The sequence below is a fragment of the Nocardia sp. NRRL S-836 genome (assembly GCF_001279525.1).
In the GTDB taxonomy this organism is placed as follows: Bacteria; Actinomycetota; Actinomycetes; order Mycobacteriales; family Pseudonocardiaceae; genus Lentzea.
Genome location: NZ_LGDY01000002.1, coordinates 1 through 12642, shown reverse-complemented (window position 1 = coordinate 12642; position 12642 = coordinate 1). Strand labels below are relative to the sequence as shown.

Genomic DNA, 12642 nt, shown 5'->3' with positions numbered 1-12642 from the left:
GTGCGCAAGGCAGTAGTCGTCCTGGGCTCACTCGCGGTGCTGGCCGCGTGCGGGAGCCCCGCTGACAACGCCGCGAGTGGCGCGATCGCGGTCGAGGCGAGCGACAACGCGTGCAAGGTCGCGAAGACCGAGACGGGTACGGGCAACGTCACGTTCGAGGTGACGAACAAGGGCACGAAGGTCACCGAGTTCTACCTGTACGCGGAGGGCGACCGGATCCTCGGCGAGGTCGAGAACATCGGGCCGGGCCTCAGCCGCAAGCTGATCGTCGAGGTCACCGAGTCCGGCAAGTTCCAGACCGCGTGCAAGCCGGGCATGAAGGGCGACGGCATCCGCGGCGACTTCACCGTCACCGGCGACAGCAAGAAGTCCACCGACGGCGACGCGGTGCTGGCCGAGGCGACCAAGAGCTACCAGCGCTACGTCAGCTCGCAGGCCGACCAGCTGCTCGTGAAGACCGAGGAGTTCGTCAACGCCGTCAAGGCCAAGAAGGTCGACGACGCGAAGGCGCTGTTCCCGGTGTCGCGGATCTACTGGGAGCGCATCGAACCGGTCGCGGAGAGCTTCGGCGACCTCGACCCGAAGATCGACGGCCGCGAGGACGTCATCGAGGACGGCATGGCGTTCACCGGCTACCACCGCCTGGAGAAGGACCTGTGGGAGTCCGGGCTGCAGGCCGACTCCGAGAAGATCGCCGACCAGCTGCTGACCGACGTCAAGGAGATCGTCGCCAAGGCCAAGGGTGTCGAGCTCACCCCGGTGCAGCTCGCGAACGGCGCCAAGGAGCTGCTCGACGAGGTCGCCACCGGCAAGATCACCGGTGAGGAGGACCGCTACTCGCACACCGACCTGTGGGACTTCCGGTCCAACGTGGACGGCTCGCAGGCGGCGATCGCGGCGCTGCGCCCGGTGGTGCAGCAGAAGGACGCCGCACTGGTGTCCACACTGGACGAGAAGTTCAAGGCGCTCGACGAGGCGCTGGAGAAGCACCGCAGGGGCGACGGCTTCAAGCTGTACACCGAGCTGTCCAAGGACGAGGTCAAGGCCCTCGCTGAGGCCGTCGACGCGCTGGGCGAGCCGGTCAGCAGGGTCGCCGAGGTGGTGTCGGCCAAGTGAGCGAGGTGTCGCGGCGCAGGCTGCTCGGGTACGCGGGCGCCGGGGTGGCGCTCGCCGGTGCCGGCGCGGCCGCCGGTGCGTTCGCCGTCACGGCGGCGCCGGAGGTCGAGAACGTCGCGGCGGCGCAGGTGCCGTTCCACGGCGACGTCCAGGCGGGCATCACCACGCCCGCGCAGGACCACATGCACTTCGTCGCGCTGGACGTGAAGACGAAGAGCCGGGACGAGCTCGTCGACCTGCTCAAGCAGTGGACGCGGGCAGCGGAACGGATGACCGCGGGCCAGGAGGCGGCGGAGAACGGCGCGGTCGGCGGCAACGCCGACGCACCGCCGAAGGACACCGGTGAGGCGCTCGACCTGCCCGCCTCCGCGCTGACGCTGACGATCGGCTTCGGGCCGTCGCTGTTCGACGACCGGTTCGGGCTGAAGGACCGGCGGCCGGAGGCGTTGATCGACCTGCCGCGCTTCCCGCAGGACGACCTCGACCCCGCGCGCAGCAACGGCGACATCTGCATCCAGGCCTGCGCGAACGACCCGCAGGTCGCCGTGCACGCCATCCGCAACCTGGTCAGGATCGGCTTCGGCCGGGTCGCGGTGCGCTGGTCGCAGCTCGGCTTCGGCCGCACCTCGTCGACCACCCGCGCGCAGGCGACGCCGCGCAACATGTTCGGGTTCAAGGACGGCACGCGCAACATCAAGGCCGAGGACACCGACCTGCTGCGCGACCACGTGTGGGCCGCGGAGGGCCCGGAGTGGATCCACGGCGGCACCTACCTGGTGACCCGCCGGATCCGCATGCACATCGAGATCTGGGACCGCACCTCGCTCACCGAGCAGGAGCAGATCGTCGGCCGCACCAAGGGCGAGGGCGCGCCGCTCGGGCAGGCCAAGGAGTTCGACGAGCCCGACCTGCACGTCAGGGGTGCCGGCGGGGTGCCGAAGATCGGCGAGCAGTCCCACATCCGGCTCGCGTCGCCGGAGTCGGTGAACGGGGCCAGGATCCTGCGCCGCGGCTACAACTTCACCGACGGCTCCGACGGGCTCGGGCACCTCGACGCCGGCCTGTTCTTCGTGGCGTTCAACCGGGACTCGCGCAAGGCGTTCGTGCCGATGCAGCAGGCGCTGTCCACAAAGGACAAGATGATGGAGTACCTGGAGCACACCGGTTCCGGGCACTTCGCGGTGCCACCCGGTGTGCGTCCGGGCGGGTACTGGGGCGAGACGCTGTTCAGGTGAGCACGGGCGGTGGCTCGGCGGCGCGTCAGCCGCCGCCGAGCGCCAGCCTGGCCTTGACCTCGCCAAGCGCCTCCTGGTACTCCGGCGACGGGTTCATCGCGACGGCCATCCGCAGCTGGGCGAGCGCCTCGGGCAGCCGCTGCTGCCGCTGCAACGTCTTGCCCAGCGCGAACCGGGCGTAGTGGTCGCTGGGGTCGAGGTCGAGGACCTTGCGGAACGCCTCCTCCGCCCGCCGCAGCTGCGCGGTGCCGAGGTAGGCGCGGCCGGCGAGCAGCTGCACGGACGGCGCGTCCGGGGCCTCGTCCAGCACCTGCCGCAGCTCGCGCAGCGCGTCCAGCGGCCGCTGCTGGCCCAGCAACGCCTCCGCCTTGCGGAACGCCTCGAAGGTGCCGTCCGTCATTCGATCAACGGTACCCATCGCGGGCGGGTTCTACGACTGCCGTCCGGGCGACAGAACTCGAAGGGGTGGCCGTGCCGAGCCAGCACGCCGCGAACCCGAGCACCAGCCCGGCCACCACACCGGCCGTCGGCGCCTGCCCGAGCAGCGGCCACGCGATCAGCGCCGTCACCGAGGGGACCACAGAGGACAGCGCCGTCATCGCCGCCGCACCGCCCGTGCGCACCCCGACCAGGAACAACGACGCCCCGCCCATCGAGTTCACCAGCACCAGGAACGCCACCGCCGCCCAGAACTGCCGCCAGTCGGTCACACCGGACGACTCGGTCAGCGCCAGCACCCCCACCACCGGCACCGACACCGCGTGCTGCACCGCGTTCCCGGTCCGGAAGTCCGTGTCGCGGACGAACCTCTGCTGGTACACGCCACCCGCGACGAACCCGAGCATGCCGACGACCGTGAACACCGCGCCGGACCCGAACGACCCCAGCCGGCCCCACAACGCGGCGACCACGGCGGCCACGCCCAGCACGAGCCCGAGGACCTGCCGCGGTCCGATCCGGACCCGGAACACCCGCGCCGCCACGACCGCCGTCAGCACCGGCGTGCACGAGATGACCAGCGCCGTCACCGACGCCGGCACCCCCAGCCGCAGCCCCAGGTACACACCGGAGAACTGCACCGCCTGCACGAGCAGCCCCGCCACGCACGTGTGCGCCAGCGCCCGCCCACGCGGCCAGCGCGCGCCCGTCACCAGCGCCACGAGCCCCATCAGCACCGCCGCCAGAGCGAACCGGATCGTGGTCATCAGGAACGGCGGCGCCACCGCCACGGCCAGCGCGCCCATCGGGTAGCCGGAGGCCCAGACCAGCACCGTGACCGCCGCGAAGCCGGGTTTGATCCGCACGGGCCCAGCAGTACCAGCCCGCCGTCCTCAGGACGAGGCTTTCGACCACCCCGCGGCCATCCTGCGCACCGCCTCGGTCACGATCTCCGGCGAGGTCGCCAGGTTCACCCGCACGAACCCCGCCCCGCCGGTGCCGAACGGGATCCCGCAGTTCACGGCCACCCGCCCGTGCCGCAGGAACGCCTCGGCAGGGCTGTCCCCGAGGCCCAGCGCCCGGCAGTCCAGCCACGCCAGGTACGTGCCCTCCGACGGCGCGTACCCCACGTCCGGCAGCTCGGCGGCCAGCAGGTCGGCGAGCAACCGGCGGTTCTCGTCCAGCCCGGCCAGCACCGCGTCCAGCCACGCGCCGCCGTGCCGGTACGCCGCGGTGTGCGCGAGGACCCCGACGTGGCTGGGCCCGTCGGCCACCTCCTCCGGCAGCCGCGCGAGGTCGTCCGCCGCCTCCGGGCCCGCGACGGCCAGCGCCGCCTTCAGCCCCGCGAGGTTCCACGCCTTCGACGCCGACATCAGCGACAACGCGTTGCCCGACACGCTCAGGTACGGCACGAACCGCACGCCGGTGGCCACGATCGGCGCGTGGATCTCGTCCACCACGACCCGCACACCGTGCCGCTCGGCCAGCGCCGCGACGGCGGCGAGCTCGTCGGCGGTGTGCACGGTCCCGGTCGGGTTGTGCGGGCTGCACAGCAGGTACGCCGCACCACGCCCGGCGCGGTCGAAGGCTCGCTCCAGCGCCGCGAGGTCGATCCGCCACGACGGGCCGAGCGGTGCCTCGACCACTGTGCGCCCCATCGACCTGATGAACTGGTAGAAGGGCGGGTACACCGGGCAGTTGACCACCACGGGCGCGTCCCGCGGCGACACGAGCCGGAGCATCTCGACGACGCCCATCATCACGTCCGGCACGATCGCGGTGCGCTCCACGGCCGGCTCCCAGCCCCAGCGCTCGCGCCCGAACGCGGCCAGCGCCTCGGCGTACGCGGTGCCCGCGGGATAGCCGGTGTCGCCCAGCGCGACCGCGTCGGTGATGGCCCGCGCGACCGGCTCGGCCGGCATGACGTCCATCTCGGCCACCCACACCGGCAGGACGTCGGGCGGGTAGTGCCGCCACTTCACGCTCGTCCGCTGCCGGAGCTGGTCGAGGGTCACCTCGCGTAACGGGTTCATCCCCCCAAGCTAGGAGAAACCGGCCGGGAGGGAAGCGGGGAATGCGCGCGAACGTTGTGCTGTTGCATGAGCCTGCGCTTCTCCCTGATGGGTCCGGTACGAGCCTGGCGGGACGACGAGGAGATCGACCTGGGGCCGCGCCAGCAGCGCGCCGTGCTGGCGGCGCTGCTGCTGAACAACGGCATCCGGCTGAGCAACGACCAGCTGATCGGCATGGTCTGGGACGACCCGACACCGAGCGCGGTGACGGCGCTGCGGACCCACACCTACCGGATCCGCAAGACCCTGCCCGAGCTGGACCTGAGGTCCAGGGACGGCGGCTACACCGTGCGCGCCGAGCTCGTGGACGACTGCCGCGGCGAGCCGCTGGAAGGCCTCACCGGCACCTACTTCGAGGCCCAACGGGTCCGGCTCGCGCAGCAGCGGCTCAAGGCCCGCGAGGACTGGCTCGAACGCGAGCTGGACGTGCTGGAGCTGCAGAAGCACGTCGCCGCGAACCCGTTGCGGGAACGCCCGCGCGCCCTGCTGATGTCCGCGCTCTACCGCGACGGCCGGCAGGCGGAGGCGCTCGACCACTACCACCAGGCACGCGCCCTGCTGAACGAGGAGCTCGGCCTCGAACCGGGCCCCGAGCTGCGCAAGGTCCACGCGCAGATCCTCAGGGGCGACCTCGCGCTGCCGCGCACGCCGGCGCAGCTGCCGCCGGACCTGCCCGACTTCACCGGCCGGGCCCAGGAGATCGCGCAGGCGCTGGAGGTGCTGCCGGGCACCATCGGCATCACCGGCATGCACGGCAGCGGCAAGACCGCGCTGGCCGTGCGGATCGGCCACCTCGTGAGGCACCGGTTCCCCGACGGGCAGATCTTCGTGCGCGGCAGGGACGTCGCGAACGAGCTGCTGCGCGCGGTCGGCGTCGAGAACCCGGACGGCGACAGGGCGGCGCTGTGGCGGGAGAAGGCGCGCGGCAAGCGGTTCCTGGTCGTGGTTGACGACGTGCCGGACGCCGAGTCCGTGCGCGACCTGCACACCTCCGGTTCCGCGCTGATCCTCACCAGCGTGCGCAGGCTGAACGAGCTGCCCGCCGTGACCTGGTTCAAGACCGGGGGCCTCACCGAGTCCGAGGCGCACGAGCTCTTCCGCAAGGTCCTCGACCCGAGGCGGGTCGCCGCCGAGCCGGAGCGGGTCGCGGAGGTGCTGGCGCACGTGTCGTACCTGCCGAACCCGATCAGGGTGCTCGGCGGCAAGCTCACCGCCCGCCCGCGGTGGACCGTGGACATGCTGTACCGGCAGATGGAGCGGGAGACCCGGCTCGGCAACGCCGTGCCGTCGGACTGCCGGGCCGTGCTGGCGCCGCTGGACAAGGCCGCGCGGCAGCTCACCGACGAGGAGCTGCACCTGCTGCGGCTGCTCGCCCACGAGGAGAAGGACGGGGTCAACGTGTGCGAGGCGGCCGAGCTGTTCGGCCGTGACGTCGCGTGCGTGGAGCTGCTGCTGGAGTCGCTCGCCGACGTGCACCTGATCGAGCCGGTGGTGCTCGGCTGCTACCACGTGCCGCGGTTCGTCAGGACCTACTTCGGCCTGCGCACACCGGTGCTGACCAGCTGATTCATCCGAAGTTCACGGCCTGACCATCACGCTGCGCCAGATTCGTAGACATGTCAACCAAGGAACTCGCAGGCAAGAAGGCACTCGTCACCGGAGCCACCTCGGGCATCGGCCGCGCGATCGCGGTCAGGCTCGCCGAGGCGGGTGCCACCGTCTACCTCACCGGCCGCCGCGCCGAGCTGGGCAAGGAGACCGTCGAGCTGATCGAGAAGGCCGGGGGCACCGGGCACTTCCTCGTCTCCGACGTCGCGAACCTCGACGACATCCGCACGCTCGCACAGGAGGTCGGCGACGTCGACGTGCTCGTGAACAACGCGGGCATCTTCCCGTTCGCGCCGACCCCCGAGCAGTCGCTGGAGACCTACCAGCAGGTCTTCGACGTCAACGTGCGCGGCACCTACTTCCTCACCGCCGCGCTCGCACCGGCGATGGTCGCGAAGGGCAAGGGCGCGATCGTCAACATCTCGTCCATCGGCGCGGACGTCGGCAACGCGGTCACCAGCGTGTACAGCGCCTCCAAGGCCGCGATGGACGCGCTGACCCGCTCGTGGGCCGTCGAGTTCGGCGCGCACGGCGTCCGCGTGAACTCGGTCGCGCCCGGCCCGATCCGCACCGAGGCCGCGGTCGAGCACGCCGGCGAGGTGTTCGAGGCGTTCAGCGACCAGCTGCCGCTGGCCCGCGTCGGCGAGCCGGAGGAGATCGCGGACGTCGTGCTGTTCCTGGCGTCCGACCGGTCGAGCTTCGTGACCGGCACGGTGCTCGCGGCCGACGGCGGCTACCTCGCGAGCTGAGCGAGCAGCGGCGACAGCGCCGAGGGCGACTCGACGTGCACGTTGTGGCCCGCGCCGGTGAGCACCACCGGCTCGGGCACCAGCTCCTCCAGGTGCTCCCGGGGGCACATCGGGTCGTTCTCGCCCGCCGCCAGCACGACGTGCGCCTGCGCGGCCATGACCAGCCCGGCCAGGTCCGGGCGGCCCACGCCGAACGCCCCCATGTCCAGCGCGGGCGCCCAGCCGCCGTCCACCTCGGACACGCCGTGCCGCAGCGGAACCCCGGCCATCTTCGCCGCGCGCTCGGCGGCCTCGTCCCTGGTCGCGAACACCTTGGCGGGCTTGGCGGCGAGGGCGGCGGCCTTGGCCAGCTCCTCGTCGGTCCACCGCACCTTGATCCCGACGCCGACCGCGGTCGTGACCTCGACGCCGAACCAGCCGCTCGCCAGCGCCAGGCCGACCACACCGCCCAGCGAGTGGCCGAGGACGGCGACCGGCTCGCGGGGGACCACGGTCGCGACGGCGGCCGCGAGAGAGCCGAACGAGTACCGGTCGAGGGGCGCGCTCCTGCCGTGACCGGGCAGGTCCGGCACGAGCCAGCTGCCGTGCCAGCCCGCGACGACCTGTTCCCAGACCTCGCCGGTGGCACCGAGGCCGTGCAGCAGCACCAGCAGCGGTCCGTTCCCGCCACGTTCGACATGGAGCACGTCAGAATCCTGTCTATGCGTACCGATGCCGAGCTGATCCTCGACCCGGACACATATACCTCCGGTGTCCCGCACGACGCACTCACCCGGCTGCGCGAAAAGAACGTCGTGCGCATCGAGGATTCCTGTGCCGGATCCTTCTGGGCGGTCTTCCGCTACGACGACGTCCGGACGGTGCTGCGCTCGCCCGGCGTGTTCTCGTCGCACCGCGGCGCCACGCAGATCCGCGACCCGCGGCCGGAGGACCTGCGGTACGTCCGGCGCATGATGCTCAACCAGGACCCGCCGGAGCACTCCCGGCTGCGGCGCATGCTGACCAGGGCGTTCACGCCGTGGGCCGTGGCCAGGCTGGAGGAGGGCATCCGGGCGAACGCGCGCCGGATCGTCGCCGAGCCGTCCGGTGACTTCGCCGCCGACGTCGCCGACCTGCCGCTGCTGACCCTGGCCGACGTCTTCGGCGTGCCGCGCCGGGACCGGGCGCTGCTCTACGACTGGAGCAACCGCGTGATCGGCTTCCAGGACGCCGAGTACGCGCTGTCGTCCAGCGACACGACCGGCATGACGGACATGGCGCTGGCGGCGCTGGAACTGCGCCCGGACGACGGCCGCGACCCGCGCGCCCGCGACGGCATGCCCGACCTCTACGCCTACGCGCACGCGCTGGGCGAGCACAAGCGTGCGCACCCGTCGGACGACGTGATCAGCAACCTCATGCGCGAGGACCTGTCGATCGAGGAGTTCGAGAACCTCTTCTGGCTGTTCTCGGTGGCCGGCAACGAGACGCTGCGCAACGGCATCCCCGGCGGCCTGATCGCCCTGCTGGAGCACCCCGGCCAGTACGAACGGCTGCGCGCCGACCGGTCGCTGCTCGGCACCGCTGTCGAGGAGATGCTGCGCTGGTGGACGCCGGTCATGCACTTCCGCCGCACGGCCGTCGAGGACACGACGCTGTCCGGCGTGCGGATCGCGGCGGGGGACAAGGTCGTCGTGTGGTTCTCGTCGGCGAACCGGGACGAGCGCGCGTTCACCGACCCGCACCGGTTCGACGTCGGCCGGCGGGAGGCCGACCACCTGAGCTTCGGGCACGGCCCGCACTTCTGCCTCGGCGCGCAGCTGGCCAGGACCCAGCTGCGCGCGGTCTTCGAGGCGGTCCTCGACCTGCCCGGCCGGCTGGAGCCCGCCGGTCCGGTCAGCCGGCTGCGGTCGAACTTCCAGAACGGCGTCAAGCACCTGCCGGTGACGTTGTCGTAGCCGTGTACGGGCACGGCAAGCGTCTGGCACGATTCAGTAGACCGGCGCCGGTGCTCCGCTGTGATCTGACGGTGTCGAGCCCCAGCCGGTCACCTGGCCCAAGTAGGCTCGTCGCGAGACGAGACGCAGGAGAAACAGGGAGCGCAAGTGGCGGTCATCGAGCAGGTCGGAGCACGCGAGATCCTGGACTCGCGCGGCAACCCCACCGTCGAGGTCGAGGTAGCGCTGGACGACGGCACGCTGGAGCGCGCTGCCGTTCCGTCGGGTGCCTCGACCGGTGAGCACGAGGCGGTGGAGCTGCGCGACGGCGACGCCAAGCGGTACCTGGGCAAGGGCGTCGAGCGCGCGGTGACGGCGGTGCTGGACGAGATCGGCCCCGAGCTGGTCGGCATCGAGGCCGTCGAGCAGCGCGTCGTGGACCAGAAGCTCGTCGACCTGGACGGCACGCCGGACAAGTCGCGCCTGGGCGCGAACGCGATCCTGGGCGTGTCGCTGGCCGTCGCGAAGGCCGCGGCCACGTCGTCCGGCCTGGAGCTGTTCCGCTACGTGGGCGGCCCGAACGCGCACGTGCTGCCGGTGCCGATGCTGAACATCCTCAACGGTGGCGCGCACGCCGACACCGACGTGGACATCCAGGAGTTCATGATCGCGCCGATCGGCGCGGAGACGTTCCGCGAGGGCCTGCGCTGGGGCACCGAGGTCTACCACGCCCTCAAGTCCGTGCTGAAGAGCAAGGGCCTCGCGACCGGCCTCGGCGACGAGGGCGGCTTCGCGCCGTCGCTGTCGAGCAACCGCGACGCGCTCGACCTGATCCTGGAGGCCATCGAGAAGGCGGGCTACCGGGCCGGCCGCGACGTGGCGCTCGCGCTGGACGTGGCCGCGACCGAGTTCTTCGGCGACGGCGCCTACACGTTCGAGAAGTCCAAGCGCTCCGCCGAGCAGATGATCGGCTACTACTCGGAGCTGGTCCGCGACTACCCGCTCGTGTCGATCGAGGACCCGCTGTCCGAGGACGACTGGGACGGCTGGGTGCAGCTGACCGCCGAGCTGGGCGAGAAGGTCCAGATCGTCGGCGACGACCTGTTCGTCACGAACCCGGAGCGCCTGGAGGAGGGCATCTCCCGCCGCGCCGCCAACGCGCTGCTGGTGAAGGTCAACCAGATCGGCACGCTGTCCGAGACGCTCGACGCGGTCTCGCTGGCCACCTCCTACGGCTACAAGTCGATGATGTCGCACCGCTCGGGCGAGACCGAGGACACGACCATCGCCGACCTCGCCGTCGCGACCGGTGCCGGCCAGATCAAGACCGGTGCGCCGGCCCGCGGTGAGCGCACCGCGAAGTACAACCAGCTGCTGCGCATCGAGGAGAGCCTCGGCGACGCCGCGCGTTACGCGGGCGAGCTGGCGTTCCCCCGGTACACGCCGGAGGGCTGACGCATGGCTGAGCGCGCGCGCCGACCTCGCCGCCCCCGTGCCGAACGGGAGGCGCGGCCGTCGCGCGCGCGCAAGCCACCACGTCCGAAGGGCCCGGCCCGCCGTTCCGACGGCACGGGCGGCGCCTTCGGGATGACCGGGACGCGGCGGGCCGCGATGTTCGCGATGGTGCTGTGCGCACTGGCGCTGAGCATCGCGGTCCCGCTGCGGACCTACCTGTCGCAGCGCGACGAGCTGCGCGACGCGAACGCGGAGTCCGACAAGCTGCGCGAGCAGGTCGCCGCGCTGGAGCACCGCAGGTCGCAGCTGAACGACCCGGCGTACGTGGAGATCGAGGCGCGCAAGCGGCTGCACTGGGTGCGGCCGGGCGAGACGCCCTACATCGTGCAGCTGCCCGGCGACGAGAACCGCAACACTGAATCGGAGCGACCGTCGGGCAAGCCGTCGGCGAACCAGTCTTGGTACGAGGAACTTTGGCAATCGGTGACGCACAAGTAAGCGCTGCTGACCTGGAAACGGTCGCGAAGCAGCTCGGCCGGACGCCGCGCGGGACCCGTGCGATCGCGTCCCGCTGCCCCTCCGGGCACCCGAACGTCGTGCAGACGCACCCGCGGCTGCCGGACGGGACCCCGTTCCCGACGATGTTCTACCTGACCTGCCCGAAGCTGAACTCCCTGGTCAGCACGCTGGAGGGCAGCGGTTTGATGAAGGAGCAGACCGAACGGCTGGCCGAGGACCCCGAGCTCGCCGCCGCCTACCGGCGGGCCCACGAGTCGTACCTCGCGGAGAGGGACGCGCTGGAGCCGCTGGGCACGCAGATCACCGCGGGCGGCATGCCGAGCAGGGTCAAGTGCCTCCACGTGCACGTCGCTCACGCCCTCGCGAAGGGCCCCGGTGTCAACCCCTTCGGTGACGAGGCACTGGCACTGCTGCGGGAGCAGGCCCTGTGGCCCTCCGGTGAATGTTCGGTGAGTTAACAGTCAAGGGAACCCAACAGACGCTTCACTCCGTCTTGGGTACACCTAGGCTCGCGAGTGGGGCAGGGTGGAACAGGGCAGCGAGGGGGCGCACGCCGTAACTGTGTGACGGCGCGCCGCGATGACGCACGAGAGGTGAGTATTCGTGGCAATGGCCAAACTGCGCGGTCCCGCGGCTCTGTCAGCCCGTCACAAGGGCTTCGCCGTGGCCGCGCTGGCTGCCATGCTCGCACCGGCGATGATCATGGGTACCAAGCTGGTCGACTGGGTCAACGTCTCCAAGCACTCCGACATGGCCGTCTCCCTCGGCACCGCTGACGTCTTCGGCGCCCTGCGCCGCGACCCGTCCGAGCTCGGCGCCACCGGCCGCCTCCCGCTGTCCGACGAGCTGAGCGCCGCGCTGCTGCTCGACCTCGAGGACGGCGACATCGACGACGACCTCGTCAACGACGGCGGCGTCATCGACGACTTCCCCGGCGACCACGGCATCCCCGGCGTGGTCCTGGAGGCCTACCTGCGCGCCGAGGACAAGATGGCCACGATGGTCCCCGGCTGCAAGCTCGACTGGGCCCTGCTCGCCGGCATCGGCAAGATCGAGTCCAACCACGCCAACAACGGCCGCGTGAACGGCATCGGCGACGCCACCCCCAAGATCCTCGGCCCGGTCCTCAACGGCGCCCCCGGCATCCTGCCCGTCCGCGACACCGACGGCGGCCGCCTCGACGGCGACAGCACCTGGGACCGCGCGGTCGGCCCCATGCAGTTCATCCCGAGCACCTGGGCCGGCTACAGCGCCGACGGCAACGACGACGGCGTCATCAACCCGAACAACGTCTACGACGCCGCCCTGGGCGCCGGCCGCTACCTCTGCGCCGGTGGCGGCGACCTGACCAAGCCGTCCGACCGCGCCGCGGCCGTCTTCCGCTACAACAACTCCAACGAGTACGTCCGCACGGTCCTCAAGTGGGCCAAGCAGTACTCCGACAACGTCACCACGCTGCCCGACCTGCCGGACACGGGCAACAACGTCCAGAACCCGCCCCCCGGCAACCCGGGCACCCCCGGCGGCGACCCCG

12 protein-coding genes and 1 pseudogene are annotated in these 12642 nt (G+C 71.6%); 9 read left to right on the top strand and 4 right to left on the bottom strand.

Annotated elements, in window-relative coordinates; genetic code table 11:
* Together efeO and efeB are read left to right on the top strand one after the other, a co-directional pair.
* Complete coding sequence (gene efeO, locus ADL03_RS02125; RefSeq protein WP_053731650.1) at positions 1–1116, top strand: iron uptake system protein EfeO; 1116 nt, start codon at positions 1–3, stop codon at positions 1114–1116.
* Positions 1113–2351 (top strand): iron uptake transporter deferrochelatase/peroxidase subunit, encoded by a 1239-nt coding sequence (gene efeB, locus ADL03_RS02120; RefSeq protein WP_053731649.1) that lies wholly within the window; start codon positions 1113–1115, stop codon positions 2349–2351. Before efeO ends, efeB begins: the two co-directional genes overlap by 4 nt.
* A 25-nt stretch (positions 2352–2376) precedes the next feature.
* Here efeB and ADL03_RS02115 read toward each other — a convergent pair whose 3' ends face one another.
* The 3 genes from ADL03_RS02115 to ADL03_RS02105 are packed head-to-tail and all read right to left on the bottom strand — an operon-like array spanning position 2377 to position 4822.
* Positions 2377–2751, bottom strand: coding sequence for a tetratricopeptide repeat protein (locus tag ADL03_RS02115; protein ID WP_053731648.1), 375 nt, complete (start codon positions 2749–2751; stop codon positions 2377–2379).
* A 4-nt stretch (positions 2752–2755) separates the two neighbouring features.
* Positions 2756–3655, bottom strand: coding sequence for a DMT family transporter (locus tag ADL03_RS02110; RefSeq protein ID WP_053731647.1), 900 nt, complete (start codon positions 3653–3655; stop codon positions 2756–2758).
* 27 nt (positions 3656–3682) lie between these two features.
* Complete coding sequence (locus tag ADL03_RS02105; protein ID WP_053731646.1) at positions 3683–4822, bottom strand: MalY/PatB family protein; 1140 nt, start codon at positions 4820–4822, stop codon at positions 3683–3685.
* Positions 4823–4888: 66 nt separating this feature from the next.
* Between ADL03_RS02105 and ADL03_RS02100 the strand changes: the two genes are divergently transcribed.
* Positions 4889–6427: a BTAD domain-containing putative transcriptional regulator gene (locus ADL03_RS02100; protein ID WP_053731645.1), complete on the top strand. Its 1539-nt coding sequence runs from the start codon at positions 4889–4891 to the stop codon at positions 6425–6427.
* 50 nt (positions 6428–6477) lie between these two features.
* Positions 6478–7218: an SDR family NAD(P)-dependent oxidoreductase gene (locus ADL03_RS02095; RefSeq protein WP_053731644.1), complete on the top strand. Its 741-nt coding sequence runs from the start codon at positions 6478–6480 to the stop codon at positions 7216–7218.
* On the opposite strand, the gene ADL03_RS02090 is transcribed toward ADL03_RS02095, so the two are convergent.
* The gene (locus ADL03_RS02090) at positions 7203–7904 is read right to left on the bottom strand and encodes an alpha/beta fold hydrolase (RefSeq protein ID WP_053731643.1); all 702 of its coding nucleotides are present in this window, start codon (positions 7902–7904) and stop codon (positions 7203–7205) included. The genes ADL03_RS02095 and ADL03_RS02090 overlap by 16 nt on opposite strands.
* 15 nt (positions 7905–7919) lie before the next feature.
* On the opposite strand from ADL03_RS02090, the gene ADL03_RS02085 reads away from it, so the two are divergent.
* From ADL03_RS02085 to ADL03_RS02065, 5 genes and pseudogenes are all read left to right on the top strand, one after another.
* Positions 7920–9155: a cytochrome P450 gene (locus ADL03_RS02085; protein ID WP_053731642.1), complete on the top strand. Its 1236-nt coding sequence runs from the start codon at positions 7920–7922 to the stop codon at positions 9153–9155.
* Between the two features lie 147 nt (positions 9156–9302).
* Positions 9303–10589, top strand: a complete 1287-nt coding sequence (gene eno / locus ADL03_RS02080; protein WP_053731641.1) for a phosphopyruvate hydratase — start codon at positions 9303–9305, stop codon at positions 10587–10589.
* 3 nt (positions 10590–10592) lie between these two features.
* Positions 10593–11087 (top strand): septum formation initiator family protein, encoded by a 495-nt coding sequence (locus ADL03_RS02075; RefSeq protein WP_082372808.1) that lies wholly within the window; start codon positions 10593–10595, stop codon positions 11085–11087.
* Positions 11069–11566, top strand: coding sequence for a DUF501 domain-containing protein (locus tag ADL03_RS02070; RefSeq protein ID WP_157527885.1), 498 nt, complete (start codon positions 11069–11071; stop codon positions 11564–11566). The genes ADL03_RS02075 and ADL03_RS02070 overlap by 19 nt, the downstream gene beginning before the upstream one ends.
* Before the next feature lie 145 nt (positions 11567–11711).
* A pseudogene (locus ADL03_RS02065) lies at positions 11712–12642 on the top strand (lytic murein transglycosylase); the annotation flags it as partial.